Origin of the sequence: Streptomyces liliiviolaceus (genome assembly GCF_018070025.1) — a bacterium.
Classification (GTDB): domain Bacteria; phylum Actinomycetota; class Actinomycetes; order Streptomycetales; family Streptomycetaceae; genus Streptomyces; species Streptomyces liliiviolaceus.
The window spans coordinates 4,550,526-4,572,323 of record NZ_JAGPYQ010000001.1 but is presented as its reverse complement, the minus strand read 5'-3'; the positions used below and the strand labels follow the sequence as shown (position 1 = coordinate 4,572,323).

Annotated in this window: 21 protein-coding genes and 6 pseudogenes; 13 read left to right on the top strand and 14 right to left on the bottom strand. The window is 69.4% G+C overall.

What is annotated here, in order from left to right:
* Positions 1–87: 87 nt before the first annotated feature.
* Positions 88–570, bottom strand: coding sequence for a siderophore-interacting protein (locus J8N05_RS20030; RefSeq protein WP_407699920.1), 483 nt, complete (start codon positions 568–570; stop codon positions 88–90).
* A 134-nt stretch (positions 571–704) separates the two neighbouring features.
* On the opposite strand from J8N05_RS20030, the gene J8N05_RS20025 reads away from it, so the two are divergent.
* Complete coding sequence (locus tag J8N05_RS20025; RefSeq protein WP_210884667.1) at positions 705–1,490, top strand: helix-turn-helix domain-containing protein; 786 nt, start codon at positions 705–707, stop codon at positions 1,488–1,490.
* Positions 1,491–1,714: 224 nt separating this feature from the next.
* Positions 1,715–2,887: a 4-hydroxybenzoate 3-monooxygenase gene (locus J8N05_RS20020; protein WP_210884665.1), complete on the top strand. Its 1,173-nt coding sequence runs from the start codon at positions 1,715–1,717 to the stop codon at positions 2,885–2,887.
* An 18-nt stretch (positions 2,888–2,905) separates the two neighbouring features.
* On the opposite strand, the pseudogene J8N05_RS20015 reads toward J8N05_RS20020, so the two are convergent.
* A pseudogene (locus J8N05_RS20015) lies at positions 2,906–3,306 on the bottom strand (Tn3 family transposase); the annotation flags it as partial.
* Between the two features lie 227 nt (positions 3,307–3,533).
* Between J8N05_RS20015 and J8N05_RS47425 the strand changes: the two are divergent.
* A pseudogene (locus tag J8N05_RS47425) lies at positions 3,534–3,875 on the top strand (ArsR/SmtB family transcription factor); the annotation flags it as partial.
* Between the two features lie 26 nt (positions 3,876–3,901).
* On the opposite strand, the gene J8N05_RS20005 reads toward J8N05_RS47425, so the two are convergent.
* Genes J8N05_RS20005 through J8N05_RS19995 form a run of 3 tightly spaced genes read right to left on the bottom strand, consistent with a single transcriptional unit; the run spans position 3,902 to position 6,638 of the window.
* Entirely contained in the window at positions 3,902–4,480 is a 579-nt protein-coding gene (locus tag J8N05_RS20005) for a hypothetical protein (RefSeq protein ID WP_210884661.1), read from the bottom strand.
* A complete protein-coding gene (locus J8N05_RS20000) occupies positions 4,477–5,946 on the bottom strand; it encodes a sensor histidine kinase (RefSeq protein ID WP_210884659.1) in 1,470 nt (489 codons plus the stop codon). The genes J8N05_RS20005 and J8N05_RS20000 overlap by 4 nt, the downstream gene beginning before the upstream one ends.
* The gene (locus tag J8N05_RS19995; RefSeq protein WP_210884656.1) at positions 5,943–6,638 is read right to left on the bottom strand and encodes a response regulator transcription factor; all 696 of its coding nucleotides are present in this window, start codon (positions 6,636–6,638) and stop codon (positions 5,943–5,945) included. The genes J8N05_RS20000 and J8N05_RS19995 overlap by 4 nt, the downstream gene beginning before the upstream one ends.
* Positions 6,639–6,736: 98 nt before the next feature.
* Here J8N05_RS19995 and J8N05_RS19990 point away from each other — a divergent pair, with 98 nt between their 5' ends.
* From J8N05_RS19990 to J8N05_RS47420, 3 genes and pseudogenes are all read left to right on the top strand, one after another.
* Entirely contained in the window at positions 6,737–7,597 is an 861-nt protein-coding gene (locus J8N05_RS19990; protein WP_210884654.1) for a DUF3152 domain-containing protein, read from the top strand.
* A 30-nt stretch (positions 7,598–7,627) separates the two neighbouring features.
* A complete protein-coding gene (locus tag J8N05_RS19985; RefSeq protein WP_210884652.1) occupies positions 7,628–11,062 on the top strand; it encodes a S8 family serine peptidase in 3,435 nt (1,144 codons plus the stop codon).
* Between the two features lie 69 nt (positions 11,063–11,131).
* Positions 11,132–11,247: pseudogene (locus J8N05_RS47420) on the top strand (DUF5655 domain-containing protein); the annotation flags it as partial.
* Between the two features lie 247 nt (positions 11,248–11,494).
* Here J8N05_RS47420 and J8N05_RS47415 read toward each other — a convergent pair.
* Both J8N05_RS47415 and J8N05_RS19975 read right to left on the bottom strand, forming a co-directional pair.
* Positions 11,495–12,025: a DUF317 domain-containing protein gene (locus tag J8N05_RS47415; protein WP_247706736.1), complete on the bottom strand. Its 531-nt coding sequence runs from the start codon at positions 12,023–12,025 to the stop codon at positions 11,495–11,497.
* Between the two features lie 106 nt (positions 12,026–12,131).
* A complete protein-coding gene (locus tag J8N05_RS19975; protein WP_210884650.1) occupies positions 12,132–12,983 on the bottom strand; it encodes a helix-turn-helix transcriptional regulator in 852 nt (283 codons plus the stop codon).
* 177 nt (positions 12,984–13,160) lie between these two features.
* Between J8N05_RS19975 and J8N05_RS19970 the strand changes: the two genes are divergently transcribed.
* Positions 13,161–13,961 (top strand): NADPH-dependent F420 reductase, encoded by an 801-nt coding sequence (locus J8N05_RS19970; RefSeq protein ID WP_210884648.1) that lies wholly within the window; start codon positions 13,161–13,163, stop codon positions 13,959–13,961.
* A 129-nt stretch (positions 13,962–14,090) separates the two neighbouring features.
* Here J8N05_RS19970 and J8N05_RS19965 read toward each other — a convergent pair whose 3' ends face one another.
* Both J8N05_RS19965 and J8N05_RS19960 read right to left on the bottom strand, forming a co-directional pair.
* Positions 14,091–14,558: an excalibur calcium-binding domain-containing protein gene (locus J8N05_RS19965; protein ID WP_210884647.1), complete on the bottom strand. Its 468-nt coding sequence runs from the start codon at positions 14,556–14,558 to the stop codon at positions 14,091–14,093.
* A gap of 254 nt (positions 14,559–14,812) precedes the next feature.
* Positions 14,813–15,766, bottom strand: a complete 954-nt coding sequence (locus tag J8N05_RS19960) for an AraC family transcriptional regulator (RefSeq protein ID WP_210884645.1) — start codon at positions 15,764–15,766, stop codon at positions 14,813–14,815.
* 122 nt (positions 15,767–15,888) lie between these two features.
* On the opposite strand from J8N05_RS19960, the gene J8N05_RS19955 reads away from it, so the two are divergent.
* Positions 15,889–16,641: an SDR family NAD(P)-dependent oxidoreductase gene (locus J8N05_RS19955; protein ID WP_210884644.1), complete on the top strand. Its 753-nt coding sequence runs from the start codon at positions 15,889–15,891 to the stop codon at positions 16,639–16,641.
* 20 nt (positions 16,642–16,661) lie between these two features.
* On the opposite strand, the pseudogene J8N05_RS19950 reads toward J8N05_RS19955, so the two are convergent.
* A pseudogene (locus J8N05_RS19950) lies at positions 16,662–16,967 on the bottom strand (transposase); the annotation flags it as partial.
* A gap of 355 nt (positions 16,968–17,322) precedes the next feature.
* Here J8N05_RS19950 and J8N05_RS48170 point away from each other — a divergent pair.
* Together J8N05_RS48170 and J8N05_RS47410 are read left to right on the top strand one after the other, a co-directional pair.
* A pseudogene (locus J8N05_RS48170) lies at positions 17,323–17,511 on the top strand (transposase); the annotation flags it as partial.
* Positions 17,512–17,528: 17 nt separating this feature from the next.
* Positions 17,529–17,984: a hypothetical protein gene (locus tag J8N05_RS47410; RefSeq protein WP_247706353.1), complete on the top strand. Its 456-nt coding sequence runs from the start codon at positions 17,529–17,531 to the stop codon at positions 17,982–17,984.
* A 21-nt stretch (positions 17,985–18,005) separates the two neighbouring features.
* Here J8N05_RS47410 and J8N05_RS19940 read toward each other — a convergent pair whose 3' ends face one another.
* A complete protein-coding gene (locus J8N05_RS19940; RefSeq protein WP_210884642.1) occupies positions 18,006–18,392 on the bottom strand; it encodes a hypothetical protein in 387 nt (128 codons plus the stop codon).
* Positions 18,389–19,273: a hypothetical protein gene (locus tag J8N05_RS19935; protein ID WP_210884641.1), complete on the bottom strand. Its 885-nt coding sequence runs from the start codon at positions 19,271–19,273 to the stop codon at positions 18,389–18,391. Before J8N05_RS19935 ends, J8N05_RS19940 begins: the two co-directional genes overlap by 4 nt.
* A 164-nt stretch (positions 19,274–19,437) precedes the next feature.
* On the opposite strand from J8N05_RS19935, the gene J8N05_RS19930 reads away from it, so the two are divergent.
* From J8N05_RS19930 to J8N05_RS19920, 3 genes are all read left to right on the top strand, one after another.
* Positions 19,438–19,692, top strand: coding sequence for a plasmid mobilization protein (locus J8N05_RS19930; protein ID WP_210884639.1), 255 nt, complete (start codon positions 19,438–19,440; stop codon positions 19,690–19,692).
* Positions 19,689–20,063: a fic family toxin-antitoxin system, toxin component gene (locus J8N05_RS19925; RefSeq protein WP_210884637.1), complete on the top strand. Its 375-nt coding sequence runs from the start codon at positions 19,689–19,691 to the stop codon at positions 20,061–20,063. Before J8N05_RS19930 ends, J8N05_RS19925 begins: the two co-directional genes overlap by 4 nt.
* A gap of 300 nt (positions 20,064–20,363) precedes the next feature.
* Positions 20,364–20,546 carry a hypothetical protein gene (locus J8N05_RS19920; protein WP_210884635.1) on the top strand — a complete coding sequence of 61 codons (183 nt, stop codon included), beginning with the start codon at positions 20,364–20,366 and terminating at the stop codon, positions 20,544–20,546.
* A gap of 96 nt (positions 20,547–20,642) precedes the next feature.
* On the opposite strand, the pseudogene J8N05_RS19915 reads toward J8N05_RS19920, so the two are convergent.
* Positions 20,643–20,982: pseudogene (locus J8N05_RS19915) on the bottom strand (SAM-dependent methyltransferase); the annotation flags it as partial.
* A 127-nt stretch (positions 20,983–21,109) separates the two neighbouring features.
* Positions 21,110–21,775 carry a response regulator gene (locus J8N05_RS19910; protein ID WP_210884633.1) on the bottom strand — a complete coding sequence of 222 codons (666 nt, stop codon included), beginning with the start codon at positions 21,773–21,775 and terminating at the stop codon, positions 21,110–21,112.
* Positions 21,776–21,798 lie beyond the last annotated feature (23 nt).

Sequence of the window (21,798 nt, the reverse complement as noted above, 5' to 3'; positions counted from 1 at the left end):
CAACGCGGTGGCGCCGGGTCGTGAGGCGTTCCGGCGGTGCTGGTGGGCGATCCCTGGACGGGGCGCCCGGCGGGCCGGGCGGCCGGCTCACGGGCCGAGCCGAGGGCATCGGGGGCATCGGGTCGGTTCGCGGACGTGTCCTCGCCGACGGCCACACGGCACTTGGACACCAGGGACCAGGTAGCTGTGTCCCTCGTCGAGGAACGCGACCCTGGTGCCAGGCTGGGCGGCGCGCGCCCATCGGGTGCCCGGGCCGGCTGCGCCGGGGCTGTCGTCCGCGTGGAGTGAGATCTCGATGTCGAACGCCGACGCCTCGGGCCGGAACCGCCGGATCGAGTAGGTCCTCATCTGCGGACACTGCTTGCCGCCCTGGAGCGTGAGTTGGAGAATCCACCGCTCGCTGCTGGGCGGGAGCACCTCGGTGGCGTCGTCGTCGAGGTCGGCGAAGAACAGGCGTCCGGCCTGGTCGAAGCCTGATCGCTGAAGGTGCTGGACGTCCTCGCCGCCCAGTCTGACGGTCATGAAGTGTGGACTGGGCTGCTCGCTTCCCTGCACGGTCAACGACAGCATCCGCCGCTTGTGTGGGCGCTGGATCCGGGAGGCCATCGCTACCTGCCCCGGGGACGGGACTTGAGCGTCATCGTGGTCATGCGACCACTGTCGGCGTGGCGCACTGTGTGAGACCACCGGTAAACTGGTGCCTGATGCCGACAACCCGCCATCCCTCACCGGCGCCCGCCGATGCTGAGGATCAGATCCTGCAGGGCGGCGCCTGGCTGCCGCACGGCTTCCAGCTCGACCCCCACAGCCACGTCCAGGGCCAGCTGGTCTACGCCGCCGCCGGCGCCCTGGCCACGGCGACGGAGCGCGGCACCTGGGTCGCCCCGGCGGACCGGATCACCTGGACGCCCCCGCGCTTCGCCCACTCGCACCGCTTCTACGGCCAGACCGACGTGCGGCTGGTGTCCGTCCCGCTCGACCTGTGCGCCGAGCTCATCGACCACCCCAGCGTCTTCGCGGTGAGCCCGCTGCTGCGCGAGGCCCTCCTGGCACTCACCGACGAGCCGGAACGGCGGGCCGGCGCCCACCGGCGCCTGCTCGCCGTGATCGTGGACGAGTTGGCCGACGCCGCAGAGACCTCCCTGCACCTTCCTGAAGCAAGCGACGACCGGCTGCGCGCCGCCACCGACCTGCTGCGCGCGGAGCCCGCCCGGACTTCCACCCTGGCCGAGCTGGGCCGGGCGGTGGGAGCAAGCGAGCGCACGCTCAGCCGTCTTTTCCACACCGAGCTGAGCATGAGCTTCCACCGCTGGCGCACCACCCTGCGCATCCACCACGCTCTCGCGCACCTGACCGACGGGATGACGGTGACGGAGACCTCGGTCGCGTGCGGCTGGTCCAACCCTTCCACCTTCATCGACGCCTTCACCGAAGTCCTCGGCCAGACCCCCGGCCGCTACCAGGCCGGTCTCCGCATCCACGCGCGCTAGCCACCCCCATTCATTCGCCCTATTTACGGTGATGGGGTGCATGGTGCGCGAGGCCTGTGCCGTCTTGGCGGGTTTCCGGTATCGGGTGTCGACTTACCAGTGGTTCACGGGCCGTCAGGTCTTCACAGTGGAGAGCGAGCAGGCGCCGGCCCTCACGGCCGGCGCCGCGGTGTACGCGCTCGGCGCGTACCGACCACTGCACGGATCATGAAGGGCTCCCACGTATGACTGAGACACGCGACGACACGGCCGTCGTCATCATCGGGGCCGGCGTCGCCGGTCTGACCCTCGGCAACTTCCTGCTGCACAACGGCGTCGACTGCATCGTGCTGGAGAAGCACCCGCGCGCCTACGTCGAGAAGCGCCAGCGCGCCGGAACGATCGACACCTTCGGGGTGCGCCTGTTCCGCGAATGGGGCCTGGAGGAGGTCCTGGCGGGCGACCCCATCCCGCACAGCGAGGGCGGCTTCTACATCGACGGCCACGCGATGCCGATCGACGTGGACGAGGACAACAACGAGAGCCTGTACTGCCCGCAGCAGGTCCTGGTGCGCAACCTCACGGAGGTCTTCCTGCGGGAGGGCGGTGACCTGCGCTACGAAGCCGCGGACGTCGCCCTGGAGAACCTCACCCAGGGCCGCCCCACGGTGCGCTACCGCGACGCCGGTGGTGCGGCGCGAGCCATCGAGTGCGACTTCGTCGCCGGCTGCGACGGCTTCCACGGCGTCTCCCGCCGCTCCGTCCCCGCCTCCGCGCTGACCGAGTACTCCCACGCGTACGGCTACTCCTGGCTCAGCGTCCTGGCCGCCACCGAGACCAAGCCCTCGGGCATGGCGATCCACGAACTGGGCCTGGCCGGGATGATCCCCCGCGGCCCCGAAGCCAGCCGCATCTACCTGCAGTGCGCGGTCGACGACACCCCCGAGCAGTGGCCGGACGAGCGCATCTGGAGCGAGCTGGAGGCCCGCTTCGGCACGCCGCCCTCGCGGGGCAAGATCCTGTCCAAGCAGATCGTTCCGCTGCGCGGCGTCGTTTTCGACCCGATGAGCTACGGCAGCCTCTACCTCCTGGGCGACGCCGCGCACATCGTGCCGCCGATGAGCGCCAAGGGCATCCACCTCGCTCTGCACGACACCGAGGTCTTCGCCCGCGCGGTGATCCACCAGGCCAAGGAGGGCGACTCCAGCCTCCTCGACAGCTACTCGCAGACCTGCCTGCCGCACATCTGGAACTACCAGGCATTCGCCACGTGGATCACCGACACCATGCACAACGCCGGATTCACCGGCTGCGAGGGCGAGTTCAAGAAGCAGATCGCGCGCGCCGAGCTTCAGCGGCAGTTCGCCTCCGAGTCGGCGAACAAGCTGTTCAGCGAGCTGACCGCCGGTACCAACTAGGCTCCACCTCCTCCGGAATTATGCCGCGTCGTCGTCCTCGTCCACTTCCGGCCCCTCCGGGTCGCGCAGCGGGCGCAGGGCGCCGGGACGCTGGCGGTGAAGCTGTAGCGGCCGAGCAGGTTGAGGCTGCGGTGTTTGAGCGGGGACCGCCGGGCGATGTCCTCCTCGCGAGGCTCGTGGCCCTCGGCGCGGAGCTGGGTGACGGCGGCGTCGATGTACTTCGTCGTCCGGAGCATGATGGCGTTGAGGACCAGGCCGAGCGCGCCGAGCTGGTCCTCCATCCCGTCGCGGTATGCATGGTGGATGGTGCCGCGCTTGCCGTGGCACATGTCCCGGGCGAGCTTGTGGCGGGACTCCTGCACAGTGAGCTGCCGGTTCACATGGATGCGGAGCTGCAGATCAGCAGACACGATTCTTCCTACGATCGGGCGCCACGGCGGGCGCGCACAAATTCGGGAAGCACCGCGAGCGCTGTCGGCAGCGGTGAAGTAGAGAGGCTTCGGTCCCTCGGCCGGCGCCCTTGCACCTGCGGGGGAGTGGGACCTGTCGGCCTCTGGGCCGGTGGCTCGGGCAGCTTTGTACGCGCTCAGCTCTCGACGCAGGTACGACCGGGCTGGAATCGGTGCGGAGTCCGGGTAGCGGCGCCATTCACGTTCCTCGACAGCGCGCTCACGCCCATGGTCGGAGGAGCGAGGATGATGGGGCCGGGCTGGTGGTGGAGGGCCTGGAGCTGCTCCAGCACGGGCCGGTGCCCGTCCGTGACCTGCTCGCTGACATCGACATCGACATCGAGCCGTCCGGCCTCTCCCAGCAGCTGGCCGTCCTCAGGCGGTCCGGCATCGTGGTCTCGATCCGGGAGGGTTCCACGGTGAGTTACGTGCTGGCCGGTGGTGACGTCGCCGAACTCCTGTGCGCCGCCCGCCGTATCCTCACCGAGCTCCTCGCCTGCCGGAACCAGCTCCTGAGCCGGCTCCAGCAGGCGGACACCGCGGCCGCTCCGGCGGGGGAGGTTGCTCATCGACTGGGGCAGCGCGCGTCCGACATCCTGACCAGGTGTCCGCCGCCGGTCACTGCCACGGTCAGCGCCCCGGTGCTAGGGCGGGTGAGGCGGTACGCGGCGGTCGCCGTGCACACCAGCTGCCGCACCCCGAGATCGCTCAACCCGGCCATGCCCGCGGGCAGTCGGATCGTCATCACGTTCCCCGCGACCGTCACGGTCGGGGTGTCCGTCGCGCTCCCGGCTGCGCCGGACGGGTCCGACGGCGAGCCCCCCGAAACGTCGACGGCGGCCGACGGCGGTGCCATGGCGGTCGGCAGGAGGGGCAACTCGGTGGTGTAACCGTCGGTGCTGTCGGTGCCCCTTTCGCCGGCCAGTGGACCTGCGATCAGCAGCCGCAGCGCGTCCGTGGGGTCGCCGGGCCGGCCGGTGTGGCGCGGCAGGGCGGCGAGTCGGCCGTTCTCGACGAAGTAGACCGGCGTGAGTGGCAGGGCCCCGCTCGCGGGACCGCCCGCCTCGACCACGCCGGTCGCGGGGATCCCGCAGGAGGTGACGGCGAGCAGCGCCAGCATCGGGGCGCGGTGCAGGGCCTTCATGGCCGGTACTCCTCGGTCGGCTCCGCCCGCCGCAGCGGGAGTTCCATGGTGAAGACGGCACCGCCCGCCGGGTGGCTGGCGGCGCGCACGGTACCGCCGTGGAGGTGGACGTTCTCGGCGGTGATGGACAGGCCGAGGCCACTGCCCTCGGAGCGGATCCGGGCGCTGTCGGACTTGTAGAACCGCTCGAAGACGTGCGGCAGGACGTGGGACGGGATGCCGGGGCCGCTGTCCCGGACCTCGATCACGGCCACCGTGTCGTCACCGCTCAGGCGCACCATGACCGGACGGGCGCCGTGCTTGAGGGCGTTGCCGACCAGGTTGGCGACGATCACGTCGACGCGGCGCGGGTCGACCCGTGCGCGTACCGCGTGCGGCGGCGGCAGTTCGGTCTCCACCGTGTCCGTCCAGCCGCGGGAGGCGAGGGTGCGCCGGATCGACTCGGCGAGGTCGATCTCGTCCAGGTGGAGCACCGCGGCGCCCGCGTCGAAGCGGGATATCTCCATCAAGTCGTCGACGAGCCGGGCGAGTTTGACGGTCTCCGTGCTGATCAGCCGGACCGCGGTGGCGGTGTCCGGGTCCAGTCGGGCGGCGTCCTCGTCGAGGACGTCGGTGACCGCCGACATCGCGGCGAGCGGGGTGCGCAGTTCGTGCGAGACGTCGGCGGCGAAGCGGCGGGCCCGCGCCTCCATCTCACGCAGCTCGGCGACCGAGGTCTCCAGCGCGGCAGCCGTCTCGTTGAACGTGTGGGACAGCTCGGCGAGTTCGTCGGAGCCGTTGACCGCGAGCCGCGTGTCCAGACGGCCCTCGGCGACCCGGCGGGTGGCGAGCCGCAGCTTCCGCACCGGGACCAGCACTCCGCGCGCGGCGAGGAGGGCGAGCACCACGGCGAGGGCCAGGGCGGCCACCATGGCCCGTTCGGCCGCGGTCACCAGGGCGTCGACGTAGGCCTGCTCCGTGGTCTGCGGGACCACCAGGAACACCCGGGCGCCGCTGGGCGTCTCGACGCTGTCCGGGATGCGCTGGGTGCTGAAGAGGATCGACATGCCGACGGCGAGGGAGGTGCGGCCGTCGTGGCGGACTCGTTGGAAGACGGTGGCCCGGCTGGATGCGACGGCCTCGCGCAGAGCGGGCGTCACCTCGGTGAAGGGGTCGCCGGAGGCGGAGGAGCCGCTGAGGTCTCCATAGGTTACCAAGACCCGCCAGTTGCCCCGGGACTCGGTGGCCGCCAAGTCCTGCGCGAACTTCCGCAGCGCTGACCGCTCGGGAGGAAGGGCGAGTTCGGCCGCTTGCTGGTTGAGCTGGGTGCGCAGTTGTCTGATGGTGGCGTCCTGACTCTGCTGGAGCACTCCGGTGCGGGCCTCCCGGAAGGTCAGGGCACCGGTCGTGACCGCGGAGATCGCGGCGACGAGTCCGAAGGCCACCACCAGGCGGAACCGGAGTCCGCGCAGCCGGCGCCTCCTCACGGCGCCGCGAATCGGTAGCCGAAGCCGCGCACGGTGTGGATGTACCGGGGTGCGCGCGGCGGTTCGGACATCTTGGTGCGCAGGCGCTTGACGCAGGCGTCCACCAGACGGGCGTCGCCGTGGTAGTCGTGCTCCCAGACCGCCTCCAGAAGCTGCTGACGGCTGAACACCTGGCCCGGTGAGGCGGTCAGGGTGAGCAGGAGCCGCAGCTCGGAGGGGGCGAGGGCGATCGGCTCGCCGTGCAGCGCGACCGTCAGACCGGCCCGGTCGACGGCCAGTTCGCCGTAGGTGTGGATCTTCGGAAGGCCCTCGGCACCGGGCGCGGCCCCGGCCGTCCGGCGCAGGACGGCACGTATGCGCGCGTCGAGCACGCGGGCCAGGACGGGCTTGACGACGTAGTCGTCGGCGCCGGCCTCCAGGCCGACAACGATGTCGACTTCGTCCCCCCGGGCGGTCGCCATGATGATCGGCAGGGTCTGGTCGAGGGTCCGTACGGTGCGGCACACCTCCAGGCCGGTCATGCCGGGGAGCATCAGATCGAGGATGACGATGTCCGGCCGGAAGGACCGCAGCCGGTCAAGGCCCTCCTCGCCGGTCGCGGCGGCGGCGACGTCATGTCCTTGCCGACGCAGGGCCAGAGCGACGCCCTCCCTGACGGCGGGATCGTCTTCGATCAGTAGTACGCGTGACATGCGCACAGTATCCACATCGGCATGACCACGAGGAGGGTTATCGTTTCGTTACCTTCCGGGCCAGGTCCGATCACATGGCGATCACATCGTGAACGACCGTGACAGCGCACAAACGAAAGCCCGGCGGCGGTCGTCGCCGGAAACGCTCCGCGCGGCGGGTGCGGGGCCGACTGACCGGTGGTCTGGTCGCGTTGGCGGTCTTCGCGGCGGTCGGTGGCGCGGTGATGGCGTGGCTGCCGTCCGACGCGAGACGATCGCCCACGGCGACCGTGCCGTCCGGGATTCCTGTGACCGCCTCTCCCATGCCCTCCGGAACTCCGGCTGTGCCGCGGGCCGGTGAGCAGCCGGGACCGGACCGGAGCAGCGCGGCGGCCGGCGCTTCCACCACCCCCCTGCCCGAGAGCGGCCCGGGGGCCTTCGTCACCGCTTCCGGCGAGGGCGAGAAGGTCGGCAGGGGCACGCCCCTGCGGTACCGGGTCGAGGTGGAGAAGGGCTTGACGATCTCCCCCGCGGACGTGGCCGAACAGGTGGAGTGGACCCTGGCCGACCCGCGCGGCTGGACGGCCGACGGCCACTCGGCGTTCCAGCGGGTGTCGAGTGGGCCCACCGACTTCAGGGTGCGCCTCGCCACCCCGGGAACTGTCGACGCGATCTGCGCCGGGGGAGGCCTCGACACCGGCGGCAAGGTCAATTGCAGTGTGCACGACGACGTGATGGTCAACCTCAGACGTTGGGTCCTGGCGACCGAGTTCTACACCGAGGACGTCGTCGGGTACCGCTCCCTGATCATCAACCACGAGGTGGGCCACTTCCTAGGCCACGGCCATGTCACCTGCCCCGGCGAGGGTCGGCTGGCCCCGGCGATGATGCAGCAGATCAAGGGCTTGCACGGCTGTGTCCCCAATGTCTGGCCGTACGACCGTGACGGCCGCCTGATCACGGGTCCCACCGCCCCGTGAGTCCTGATCCACCGACCAATTGGAGTTCAGATGCAGTTACGCGTACGCCACAGACGCGCGGCCCTGGCCGCGGGGGTGGCCTCCGCGGCCCTGGTCCTCGCCGGGCTGCCGACCGGGGCGGGAGCCGTCGGCACGGGAACGGTCGGCGCAGCAACGGTCGGTACGGGAACGGTGGGCGCGGGAGCCGTCGGTGTCGCCTCGGGCAAGAGCACCCGTACGGCCTCCGCCGTCAGGACGGTCACGCTCGTCACCGGCGACCGGGTTCTGGTGGACGGCACCGGACAGGTCTCCGGGGTGCAGCGGGCCCAGGGCCGCGAGGGTATGCCGTTCTCGGTCCGGGTCGTCGCCGGGCATATCCGAGTCGTTCCCGGTGATGCCCAACTTCTGCTCGCGCAGGGCAGGTTGGATCCCCGGCTGTTCGACGTCACCCAGCTGGTCAAGGACGGCTACGACGACGCGGGCCGTTCCGACCTCCCGCTGATCGTCACCTTCCACGGCAACAGCGCTCCTTCCACGAGCCCGTTCACCGCGGCCGGGGCACGGCTGGGCCGACAGCTGCCGGTCGTCAACGGCAGGGCGATGCGCTCCGCGAAGAAGCGCGGTGCCGGGTTCTGGAAGGCCGTGACCGACAACTCGGCCGCGGGGACGGCGCGGTTCGCCTCCACGGCCGGCGTGGAGAAGCTGTGGCTCGACGGGAAGCGCCGGGCCTCGCTCGACCGGAGCGTCCCGCAGATCGGCGCGCCGACCGCCTGGGCCGCGGGCTTCGACGGCACCGGCACCAAGGTCGCCGTCCTGGACACCGGCATCGACACCGCCCACCCCGACCTCGCGGGCAAGGTGGTCGCGGAGCAGGACTTCAGCGGCACCGGCAGCACGACCGACAGGTACGGACACGGCACACACGTGGCGTCCACCGTGGCGGGCAGCGGCGGGAAGTACAAGGGCGTCGCGCCCGGCGCCGAACTCCTCAACGGCAAGGTCCTGAACGACTGGGGAGAGGGCCACGACTCCGAGATCATCGCGGGCATGGAGTGGGCGGTGGCCCAGGGCGCGGACGTCGTCAACCTGAGCCTCGGCGGCCCGGATCTCCCCGGCATCGACCCGATGGAGGAGACGGTCGACCGGCTCTCCGCCGAGTCCAGCACCCTCTTCGTCATCGCGGCCGGCAACGACGGCGACGGCGAACGGACCGTCGGCTCACCGGGCAGCGCGGCGTCCGCCCTGACCGTCGGCGCGGTCGACAAGTCCGACGCGCTGGCCGCCTTCTCCAGCCGCGGTCCGCGCGTCGGCGACGGCGGGGTCAAACCCGACCTGACCGCGCCGGGGGTCGACATCACCGCCGCGGCCGCAGCCGACAGTGTCCTGGCGGACCTGTATCCCTCGGACGTTCCCGGCTACCTGACGATCGAGGGCACCTCGATGGCCACCCCGCATGTGGCGGGCGCCGCGGCGATCCTCGCCCAGCAGCACCCCGGCTGGCGCGGTGAGCGGATCAAGGCGGTGCTGACCGGTTCCGCGAAGCCGGGCACGTACAGCTCCTTCCAGCAGGGCACCGGACGGGTCGATCTGGTTCGGGCGCTGGACGAGAGCGTGGTCACCGAGCAGGGCAGCCTCGACTTCGGCGTCCAGCAGTGGCCGCACGACGACGACACGGCCCGGACCAAGAACCTCACCTACCGCAACCTCGGCACCGATCCGGTCACGCTCGACCTGTCCGTGGACGCGTACGGAGTGGACCGCGAGCTCGCCGCCGAGGGCATGTTCACCGTCTCTCCGCAGCAGATCACGGTCCCTGCGGGCGGTGAGGCGAGCGCGGAGGTCACCGCGGACACCCGTGCCGGAACCGTGGACGGCAGCTTCGGCGGCTCGGTCACGGCCTCCTCCGCCGACGGGAGGATCCAGGTGCGGTCCGCAGTCGGGGTGGAACGCGAGGTCGAGTCGTACGACCTGACGCTCAGGCACACCGACGAGGACGGCAGGGTGACCGGCGACGCCGTGACCTCCGTCGCGGACCTGAACGGCAGCTTCTACGCCGAGTACGCCGACGAGCGGGACGGCGAGCTGACGGTTCGGCTGCCCAAGGCCGATTACCTCCTCAACGGGGTGATCCACCCGTCGACCGGCTCCGCCGAGCGCGCCGTCCTGGTCCAGCCGAGGCTCCGCCTGGACCGGGACACGACCGTGGAGGTCGACGCCCGGCAGGCGAAACCGGTGGACATCACCGTGCCCGACGCGGGGGCCGTGAACGAGGACGCCGCGGTCACCGTCGAGTACGGGCGGGGCGAGGGGCTCGACGACGCCCATCTTGAGTTCCTGATGCCCACCTTCGTGGGCTCCCGGTTCGGGCGGCTCGGCCCGGACGGCTCGGTGACGGGGCTGACCTCCCTGTTCTCCGGCCGCTGGACCGGCAAGGGCAAGGACGGCAGACCGGTCAACTACCACCTGAGCTGGTACCGGGAGGGCAGCCTGGACGGCTTCACCGCGAAGATCGGGCGGGAGCAGCTGGCCAAGGTGAACCTGGAGGTGGGCGAGCCGGTCGACGGTCGGCGCGTCCAGGCCGAGGTGACCCCGCACCTGCCCGACGGCCGTCTGGTGCCCGGCGGGAGCGACATGCGCGGCGACCTGCCGTACCGGAGCACCGAGTACGTCCTCGACAACGGCGTGAAGTGGTCGGTGCGCACCTGGCAGCGCTTCGGCGACGGCCAGGACGCGGTCTTCGAGGGCTTTCTGATGCGCATGCCGAGGCACTGGAGGGCCGGCCGCACCTATGTCGAGCGATTCGGCATCGGCGTCTTCGGGCCGGTCCTGAACGGCCCCGACGACCTCGGGCCGGGCCGTGGCTACCCGGGTGTCGGCCGTGACGGGAACACGCTCAGGGTCTTCCTGCCGCTGTTCGGCGACGGCTCCGGGCACTGGGGTCTGAGCGAGCCGGTCTCGGTGACGTCCCGGCTGGAGGCGGACGGCAAGGAGATCGCCGACGAGTACGGCGTCGAGCCGACCACCGGCCCGACGGAGTACACCCTGCCCGCCGGGGACACCGCGTACCGGCTGACCGTGGACAACTCCCGTGATACGGCCGTGTATCCGGTCAGCACCCGCGTCCACACTGAGTGGACCTTCCGCTCGGCCAGGACCCCTGAAGGCGACTTCGCCCCGGTGCCGCTGTCCACGGTCCGCTTCAGCCCGAAGCTGACCCTGGCGAGCACCGCGAAGGCGGGCCGGCACTTCGAGGTGCCCTTCACTGTCGAGGGGGCGGCGGCCGGACAGCGCCCGGCCGCGCTCGCCTTCCAGGTGTCGTACGACGAGGGCGGGACCTGGCAGCCCGCCGAGTCCGTCGGCGGGACGCACCTCTCGCTGAAGCACCCGGCGAGAGCGGGTTCCGTGTCGCTGCGCGCGAAGCTGACCGACCGGGCGGGCAACACCGTGACCCAGACGATCGAAAGGGCCTACCTGATCACCGAGTGACCTGGGGACGCGCCTGCGCCCGGGACGGCCGTACCGCCGTGCCGGGCACAGGTGTTATCCAACCACTGATTCACTCGGGACGTGTCCGGGCTGGGGCATCACGGAACGGGTGATCTGGAGGTGCAGTTGCGTACGCCGAGGGACGGGCGCAGGAGCTGTTTCGGGCGAGCTACGCGGCAGCGTGACAGTGCCACGGCGTCCTGGCCGTGAGCGTCGGGCGTCGAGGGCTCCTCCCTTCGGCGAGGGGGCAGTTCATGGCGGTGGAGCATTAATGATGCGTGGGATCGCCGGTTTGGCCAACCGGCGATCCCACGCTATGTGGCCCCGCCCTTGGCTGCTGGCTGGCCCGGAGCCTGCTGTCTGTCATTTGGAAGGCTGCTCTGTGCCGGCCGGGGGCGCCGGTGGGCCGCTTGTGCGTGCGGGACGGTTGGGTCAGCGCGCGGGGGCAGCTGCAGGGCCAACTGCCCTTGGCGGGTGGGTCGGTGCGGTGGTGCCGGTGTTCTTTCGGTGTGGGTGGTTCGTGTCTGGCGGGTGCTGTTGTGGGCGAGGTCCTCGGTGAGGGCGATCAGGAGCGGGGCGGGGATGTAGCGGGAGGCGTGAATGGCTCAGGTGGGGCGGTCGATGTCGGTGCCGGCCCACAGGGTCCAGGCGGCGAGGGCATCGAACTGCACGCCGGCGTCGCCGGGGGCCAGCGGATGTGGCGTCCGTCGATGGTGTGCTTCCAGCCGGCTTCGGTGAGGGGCCGCGTAGGGGTGGAACAGTCCGCTCGGTGACGGAGCTGCCCAGCGCGGTGTCCCAGGCTTCTCCGTGGGTGAGGCTGGTCAGGAGGGACTGGAACAGGGGGTCGGTAGTCGTGGCGGTGAGGGTGAGGTGCCACATGCGGTCGGAGACGGGGGTCTCGTAGGCGGCGAACGTCCAGGCGGCCTCGCGAGGATCGGGTTCGTGGACGAGTTCGGCCCGCAGGGTCTGTGACTCGTGGATGAGGTGGGTCGTGTGATCGGACCAGGTGCGTTCCCTGTCAAGACCTGCAGGTTGAGTCCAATGGCTGCACCCGCCGTGGTGTCGACTTTCAGTGTGCTGCTGTGGTGACGCGGTCGCGGAGCAGGGCGAGCTTCTCGGCCGCGCCGGTGTCCGGAGCAGCCCAGTTCAGCACGATGTGCAGGTCGGCGCGTTCGATGGTCATGATGTCGCAGTCGAGGACGATCTCGCCGAGCTCGGGGTGGACAACTGTCTTGTGCGAGCGCCCGATCGGCCGGGTTTCGTAGCGGGTCCAAAGATCGGCGAAGCGTCGGTTGGATTCCCGCAGCCCGTTGATCAGCTCGGTGACGGCGCGGTCGTCGGGGTATCGGTCGGCGGCCCGGCGCAGGTCGGACACCATCATGCGCTCGAAGGCGTCGGCGTGTGCGGCGTCGCGCTCGATGCGGGAAGCGCCGGGTGCGGGCGGGGCGGCGAAGTGCCCCCAGATCAGATTGCTCGACCGGGCATCGGCCTCGGCCGGGCTGCCGAACAGCTCACCCCAGAGCGGGTTGCTCTGCACGATGTCCCAGGAGGCGGTGAAGACCGCCAGCGGGGTGTCGCTCATCCGGTCGATCATGCGCTGCACGCCGGGCGGCACCTCGTGTGGCACCGTCCCGGACGGTGGGACGAGTACGCCTGCCAGCCGGTACAGCAGTTCGCGTTCCACGGCGTTGAGCCGCAGGGTCTGTGCGAAGGCTGTGAGGACCTGGGGGGAGGGGTTCTTCGCGCGGCCTTGTTCGAGCTGTACGAGGTAGTCGACGGAGATGCCGGCCAAGACGGCCAGTTCCTCACGGCGCAGGCCCGGAACCCGTCGGTTTCCCGCAACCGGCAGACCGACCGCGGCCGGGCCGATGCGCTCTCTCCACGCCCGCAGCGCGGGGCCGAGTTCGGTGTGGGTGGTCATGAATCCAGTATGAGCCTGCTGGTGAGGGGCTGGGTGGTACCGGCGCTACCAGGGACGACAGCGCCTGGTGCACCCCTGTGACCAGGCCGAGTATCGACGTGTCAGTCCCAGCGCATCACCGGCACCGCGGAACCTGCCGCCGGCTGGCAGCGCTTTTCATCCAAGGAGATACCCAAGATGGCACCCACCATCGGAATCATCGGCTCTGGCCTGGTCGGCGGCTCCGTCGCCGGGCTGGCTGTCGACGCCGGCTACAGCGTTGTGCTCAGCAATTCACGAGGCCCGGAGTCGATCGCGGAACTCGTATCGGAGCTCGGTCCGCTGGCGCGCGCCGCAACGGTCGAGGAGGCGATCGAGGCCGGCGACATCATTGCCCTTCCTGTCCCGCTCGCGAGCGTCGAGGCCCTGCCCGCCGACAAGCTGGCCGGGAAGGTCGTCCTGGACCAGACGAACTACTACCCGGAGTTCTGGCGGAACGTCGAACTCGATGCCGGGAAGCTCACCTCAAGTGAACTCGTGCAGCGGCACTTCACGGACTCCCTGGTCGTGAAGGGCCTGCACAACCTGGACTGGAACCACATGTACTCCAACGCCCGCCCGAAGGGCGACACTGAGCGGACGACCCTTCCGATCGCGGGCAACGACCCTGCTGCCAAGACGGCGGTGACGCGGTTCTTGGAAGCGGTCGGCTACGACGTGGTCGATGCCGGCCCGCTCGCCGAGAGCTGGCGGATCGAGCCCGAGACGCCCCTCTACTTCTGGCCGTACGCCCCTGCCATCCCCGACGGGATCACCGGCGATGAGGAGAAGCGCTTCTACCTCGAACACCCGGTTGCCCCCGTATCGCCCGAGGCCGCGCGCGCGATGATCGACGGCGCGAAGCGGCCGTCACCCGTCGGTGGCACGCTGGCAGGGATGCCTCCCGCTCACGTTGCTATCTTCATGGACCAGGCGAGCACCGACACTGTGAACAAGTAACGCTCAGGCGTGCCGGGTGCTTTCTGTGGCGCTCCTGCACTGGTTCCTCAGGCCGGCGCTGTCGCCGCTCAGGTCCAGGCTCGGCAGACTGCACGAGGCTCCTGGCCGTGTAGACAGAGGGCAGGACTGTCAGGTGTCGCAGCCGATGCCGTCGCCGTCGCGGTCGAGGTGGGCCGCGTAGCCGGGCTCGCCGCGGTGGACGGGTGCGGCGCCGGCGGCGCGGGCCGCATCGCAGTTCTGGTAGTAGACGCTGCCGCCGTTGCTGCTGTCGTCGCCACCGCCACCGCTGCCGTTATCGACTGCAGGCTGGGCGGTGACGGTGACCTTCACCTTGACGGTCTTGGTCTTCGTCGCGGTAACGGTGGGCGCGGGTTTCGCTTCTGCGGGTTCCGTCACGGTGGCGGTCGCCGTGACGGTTGAAGTGGGGCGGGCTTCGCTGGCTGCCGCTTTCGTGGCGGCCTTGGGCTCGGGGCTCCCGGCTCCTGCGCCGATACCGATGAGGAACGCGAAGCCGATCGCGGGCAGGACGTACCGTTTGCGCGCCCATTTCGGTGCGGTGCGGGCTGGCGGCTGCGGTGGTGTGTACGGGTTGGCCATGTCGTCCCCCTGACTGACTGTTGAAGCGTTGACCGTAGCGGTTCAGGTGGGGCACTTATGAGTGCTATGGGGGAGGAGTCACCGTTTCGTGACGAACAGGTCTGCTTGTGTGTGAGAGCACTCGATACCCTCTGTGACCTACGGCCGCACCTGTGCGCCCGGCGCCGCTGCATGGGCCCCGGCAAGCCCAGGTCCCATCGGCGTCTCCGTGCACGGCGCTGACGGATGAATCCTGTCAGAGTTCGTGGTCAAGGTCAGTGGCCCTGCTCCGGTCGGCCGTTGACCGCGCAGGTCGATGCATCGCGGAATTGTCTGGGTGAGGAACCGACCACGCGGCGGAATGCGGTGCTGAACGCGCTTTCGGATTGGTAACCGATCATGAACGCCAGTTCGGAGATCGTTCGCGTGCCGCGGCCCAGGGCGTCGCGGGCGAGGCTCATTCTCCACTGGATCAGATAGTCCAGCGGGGTGGTTCCGACCCGGCCCTTGAAGGATGAGGCGAACGCGGAACGTGACATGTGGCTGATGTCGGCCAGCTCTTTGAGCGTCCAGGGGTGTGCCGCGTCGGTGTGCATGGCACGAAGTGCGGCGCCGATACCGTCGTCGTTGAGCGCCCCCAGCCAACCGGTGGGCTGATCGGCCTGCTCGGCGTGGGCGCGCAGCATGTGAACGAACAGGACCTGTGCGAGGTGGTTCAGGACGAGAGAGCTGCCGGCGGCGGCGGTTCTGGTCTCGGAGACCAGGAGCTCGCTGAGGTGTGCCAGGAGCTTGCCGCGGGGGTCTGCGGCACGGACGAGCACGAACAGCGGGAGGACCTGGGTCAGGACCGGAGCGTTCGTGTCCTCGAACGAGAAGAACCCGCTGCAGAGGTACGTGTCTTCCTCGGCTTCTGACCCGATGCGTACGACACCGTCCTCGGCGCTCTCCCACAGCGGCTTCGCGGGTCGCGATGGCGCGGTGAGTGTGCTGGCCAGCACGTAGGGCGGGGGGTTGCCCAGCAGGTAGAAGTCGCCCTCTTCCAGCCGTACGGGCTTGTGCCCGTCAAGGGTCAGCCAGCACGTGCCGCGCGCGATGACACCAATCTTGACATGCGAGGACTGATCGAAGCGCAGCGCCCACGGCCCTGCCGCGTGGAGAGCGGGGTCGATCACGGTCCGAGGGCGCAGAAGACCGATGGTGTCGGCGATCGGATCGCTGAAGCCGAGCACGCGTTCCTCCTTTCTGGACGATACGTAAAGAAGTGTGGACTGCACATGATGCACCGTACCGGAGTGCTCCTGAAGGATGGCTGTCGAAGCAGATCAAGACAGAGCGCTATGGAGGCATTCGCATGGGACAGCTTGAGGACAGGACGGCCGTTGTCACCGGTGGCAGCACCGGAATCGGTCTGGCCATCGCCGCACGTCTGGCAGACGAGGGCGCGCACGTGTTCATCACAGGCCGGCGCAAGACCGAGTTGGACGCCGCTGTCGAGACCATCGGAACGTCCAGGGCCACCGCGGTGGTCGGCGACATCTCCGAGGCAGCCGATCTGGACCGAATCTACGACGCGGTCCGCGCCCGGGGGCAGGGACTGGACGTGCTCGTCGCGAACGCGGCGGGCGGCGTGCTGGCCACGCTGGAGCAGACCACTGAGGACCACTTCGACCAGACCTTCGGAGTCAACGTCCGGGGCACTCTGTTCACCGTGCAGAAGGCGCTCCCACTGCTCAATGACGGTGCCTCGGTCATCCTGATCTCGTCTACAGCCGCCGACAACGGCGCGGAGGCGTTCGGTGCATACGCGGCGTCCAAGGCCGCCGTCCGGTCATTCGCACGGACCTGGGCCAACGAACTCAGGGGCCGGAACATCAGGGTCAACGCGGTGTCGCCGGGCGGGGTCGAGACTCCGGGACTCGTCAATATCTTCGGCGGTGAGGAGGCACTGTCCGCGGTCAAGGAGAATGTCGCCGTTACCGTGGCCAAGGGCCGCCTAGGGCGTCCTGATGAGGTCGCCGCCGCCGTGTCGTTCCTGGCTTCCGGACAGAGCAGCTACATCGTCGGCGCGAACATCTACGTCGACGGCGGGCAGAACCAAATCTGACTGATTCCTAATGCTGTTTGTCAAGCAGCAAGGGTGACCGGAGGGGTGACCTCGTAACGTCGTCCGTCGCGCAGGAGAGCCGAGAGAACGTTGACGCGGCGGCGTGCGAGGGCAAGGACAGCTTGGATATGGCTCTTCCCCTCGGCGCGTTTGCGTTCGTAGAAACGGCGGGACGCCTCGCAGTGCCGGATGCTGAACAACGCCGAGGTGTAGAAGACTCGCTGGAGGCGGCGGTTGTAGCGTCGCGGGCGGTGCAGGTTCCCTCTGATCTTGCCGGAGTCGCGGGGCACTGGCGCGACTCCGCCGAAGCCGGCGAGGCGGTCGGGGGCGCCGAGCGGCCAATCAGTCAAAGCCACCAACGGCAGAGCGTTTTGAACCACACTCGGCGCCCCTGGGCGCGTCAACCATACGAAGGGCTCACCACGACCCGCAGAACAATGCAGGGAGCGTTTGGTCCTGTGATTTGTGTTTGGTTCCGGTTCGGGTTTCGGGCTCTGCCGCTGATTTGGGGGTGGTGACGATCAAGAGTGGGTGGGCATCACCTGAGTGTGGGGGATGTGGTTCGCTTCGCCGATTTTCTTCTTCCGGGGGTTGGGGCGGCGGTAGAAGCATTGGTTCTTGGGGACGCCGAGGTCCGGCTTACTGTGCGGTCAATGGCGGGGCCGGCCGCTTGTCCAGGGTGTGGATGGAGATCCTCGCGTGTGCACTGCTACTACCAGCGGTGTCTGGCGGACCGTCCCGTGTCTGGGCGTCGATGAGTTCGCCGTGTGCCGCGGTCGGACCTACGCGACGATTCTCGTCGACATGAGCACCAGGCGCCCCGTCGACGTTCTCGCGGACCGCACCGCGCACACTTTCGCGGCCTGGCTTCGCGAGCACCCTGAGGTGTGGGTCGCCTGCCGCGCCATGCACAGATCCACGAACGGATCGAACGCGGCGACAGCCTGCGAGCCTTTGCCCGTGAACTCCATCTCAGCCGCGGCACCGTCCTGCGCTTCGCCCGGGCCGCCGATGTCCGCCAACTTCTCGGCGCGGCAACCGACCGCCCGAGCATGGTCGACGACTACCGGCTTTACTTGCATCACCGCTGGATGGAGGGCTGCACCAACGCTGCCGCACTCACTCGGGAGATCCAGCAACTCGGTTACTGCGGAGACGTCAACACCGTCCGCCGCCACCTGCGGCCCTACCGCACCGGGACGATCCTGACCGAGGCCCCGCTGCCCCATCTGACCGTCCGCCGAGTCACCGACTGGATCATGCGCCGGCCCGAGCGCGGTAGGCATGGGGACAGGATGGCGTACCTGGGCCCCGTCGCGGGAGGGGTCTGCGACGGGGCCTGATGTACGACGGGTGGCGCGCGGTCAGTAGTCGGTGAGGCACAGCGCGTACTTGCCAGCTGGCCGGACTTGGGTGGTCTCCGGCAGGTCGGCGCACGGACGGCGACCGGGGTCACGGATGCTGCCGACGACCTGTAACGCCCCGGGGGCGCAGTCGATGATCTGGAGCTGGGAGGTGACGCACTCTCCGAGCCTCCAGGGCGCGGTCGAGCTGCGCGGCTTCGGCGACGGCGCGGCCTTCTCGGGGGCGGGCTTCGTCGCGGGGCGAGGCTTCTTGGTCCGCTCGGGGTCGGTCCACTCCGTGCCGTTGAGCATGTGATGGGTCGTGGCTACAGCGGTGCCGAGGGGGACGCCGACGAAGAGGACGAGGTAGGCGAGGGCGCGGGCGAGGGTCGTACGGATGGGGCTCATGTCGTCCTCTTGGCGTGGCGGCTGATGTTGTCGTTGGGGTTGTAGGTCGCCCGGGCGGATCGGATGTGTTGTACACGTGACCTCTCTCCCCTCGGGGTCGGGTCGGGGGTGTTGGTGTTGGCTTCTGACCTGCAACAACAACTGTCCCCATGAGAGTCATCGGCAGGGGAGGGGACCGACGGGATGGCGGTCTTGTGTACGCCCGGACCGTTCCCCTTGGGCGTACGGACGCTCTTCCACTCGATGCCTTCGGCTTCGAGGAGCGCTCTCCCAACCTTCGTGTTCGGTAGCTTCAGGTCGAGCTGCAGCTGCGTGAGGAGGACGCCGTTGCCGTCGCCGACGTCCGGCGTCGACTCCTCCGACACGTTGGCCTCCTCGCCCCTCTCGCGGGCGACTTGCCACGCTCTGACCTTCTGAACGTCGATCGTGCCGATGGATCCGACGACGATGTAGGCGACTTCGGGGAAGACGGCGACCAGGCGCCAGGCGCCCACTATGATGACCGCGGACAGGAAGATCAGAGGGCCGCGACCGCTGCTCTCCTCCCTCTCCCTCTCTTTCTCGACGGCTTCCGTTGCCTCGGATTCAGTCGGCTCGGCATCAACCTTGCGGCGCTTCACAGCCCCCACCACGTAGTCGCCGGCCAGCGACACCGCGGGCGCGACGGCCATTTCGGTGAGGCCCACGATGCTCTTCGCGAGGCCGAGGCTGATTCCGGCGAAGATCTGCCGGACGAAATCCCAGCGGAAGCCTCGGCGGCTGCACACGGCGATGACGACGACCGTGATGACGACGACGGCCACGTGCCTGCCCGGGGTGAGAACGAGCTGGCTGGCCCGCGCCACGGCCGGGGTGGTTGCTCCGAAGCCGTAGACGAGCACGACGTCGTCAATGTTGCTGCCCCACAGGGACCAGTCGACGGCGCTGCCGATGATCCCGCCGACGCAGAGGATGAGGAGCGGGCATCGCCCTCCCCGGGTGACGCCCTCCCCGGGTACCGGCCTCGTCGTCTGTAGCGGCCTGTACAGCTTGCTACAGTGGTCGTATGGCGAAGAAACAGATCAACGTGCGCGTCGAAGAATCCGTATACGCCGGCATCGAGGAACGCGCGGCCGCGGTCGGTATGGAAATCAACGAGTACGCCCGTCAGCTCCTTGCCGACGAGGCCAACGACCTGCGTCACCGTTTTCTGACCGCCGCCGACCATTTCGCCGGCGAGTGGGCCGATCACTTCGACGACCGGTTCGGCACCGACGCCCAGGGAGCCGCGCCCGCACACAGGAACGGCCAGGCCGCGTGATCGTCCACATCGACCGGGCCTGGCTCCTCGATCTGGCCCACCGCAGTCTGCCCGACGATCCGGAGGTCACCGACTTCGGCAGCCTGCAGGCCGCCGTCGCCCGGCATGCTGACAAGGTCATGGACGTCTACGTCTATGCCGAACCGCATCACCGGGCCGCGGCCCTCATGCACCAACTGGTGCGTGTGCCTGCCCTGGAGGCGCGTAACAAGCTGTTCGCCGCAGTGGTCGCCGCCTCCTATCTCAGTGCTTCGGGTCTGTTCGTTACCGTCACCGCGAAGACAGCCGCCGACCTTGCCGAACGCATCGACCGTGATGCCCTCGACGTACGCAGCGCTGCCGCGGAGATCCGTGCCTGGACGCGCAAGTGAGCACGGCGTAGGGCGCCGGCCAGGCGCAGGGTGAGGCATGCGCCGACACGTTCGGCCACCGCCCCCCCCGGCGTCGGATCGTCGTCGGTATACGGGACCGGCTCGTGACGGAGGTGTCCCCCGGGCGGCTCCTGCCCGCCGCGAAGGCGACGAGCCGCGCGGGCCGCGGCCCGCATTCCTGACTCTGATAACGCTCAGGTAGCAGAACGAACTCATACCGGCGACTGGACGTTACGGAGACCCTCGGGGGGACACCCGGGGCAGATGAGTGAGAAAAGAGCGGATTCGCCGGGCCCCGCCATGTCCGACATACAGATGACGGCCCGCGAGACCGAGACGACTGCGGACACACGCCGGACGGCCTTGCGGCAACCACGTCCGACGCCCGTCGTCGAGCGCTTCCTCGACCGCGCGCGAGCAGTCATTCTGCCGACCGCCGTGCTGACCACAGCCACCGCGCTCGTCCTGCAAGCCCTGGTTTGAGGCCGGCTCCGACGCCACGATCCCACCTCCTGACGCGATCCCGCCGCGAGCGCATCCAGTGACTTCAGAGTCCGGCAAGCCCACCCATCCAGCCCATCAGGTCTTACGGGCGATTCCTGCGGCAATGAGGCGTTCCCAGACGGTGAGCTCTCGTTCGCCGTTCTCATCGAACTGGTTCTTGGTGACTTCCGGACGCCAATGGGAAGCCGGAACGATTTCTGGGGGAGCAGTTCGAGTCCATCCAAAAGACGCTCGATCTCTTCGTCCGTGCGCCATCGACCACGACCGAAGGTCTTCTGCAGAACACGTTCGGCGTCGGTGGTCTGCGGTTGTCGCCGGAGCGGAAATGGCTGATGAAGAAGTGGCTTCCAGAAACTACGCGCTCCTGCCAGTAGCGGACGATCCCGGCCGGGTCCTCGTTGTCGTTGACGTGATGTCCTGCCCGTGCGGCGCCGAACCACCCGCTGCATGACACCCCGCGGGCCGACCGAAGGGAGCGGCACGAGCGCTGCACCACGAGCACTTGGCTGCGGAGCCGGGACAACCGCACCGTCGTGCGCGGATCAGTGACCCCGGTCCGCTTCCAGACCCGCGTCGCGGGACAGCAGCGCGGCCTGGACCCGGTTCCTGCAGTCCAGCTTCGTGAGGATACGGCTGACGTACGTCTTCACCGTCGCCTCGCTCATGTGCAGACGCACCCCCATGTCCGCGTTGGAAAGGCCCTCACCCAGCAGGGCCAGTACCTCGCGCTCCCGCGCGGTCAGCCCGGCCAGACGGCGGCGGGCCTGCTCGCCGCGGGCAGCGGCCGCGGGTGAGGCGAGGGAGTCCACGACGTGGCGGGCGGCCGCGGGGGAGAGGTAGGCGTTGCCGGTCGCGGCCGCGCGGACGGCGTGGATCAACTCCTGAGGAGCGGAGTCCTTGAGCAGAAAACCGGCGCCGCCGTGACCCAGTGCCCGCAGGACGTTGTCGCGCTCACCGAAGGTCGTGAGGATCAGTGCGCGCACGTGCGGTGCCGCCCGGCCGAGTTCGGCCAGCGCGGTCAGCCCGTCCAGCACCGGCATCTGGATGTCCAGCAGGGCCACGTCGACCGCGGTGCTCCGCGCGATGTCCACCGCCTCCCGGCCGTCGCAGGCTTCGGCGACCACGTCGATGTCGTCGGCCGAGGTGAGGATCATTCTGATGCCGGCCCTGATGAGCGGCTCGTCGTCGGCGACGAGGACCCGGATCACGCGGCCTCCTGCGGCGGTGTCGG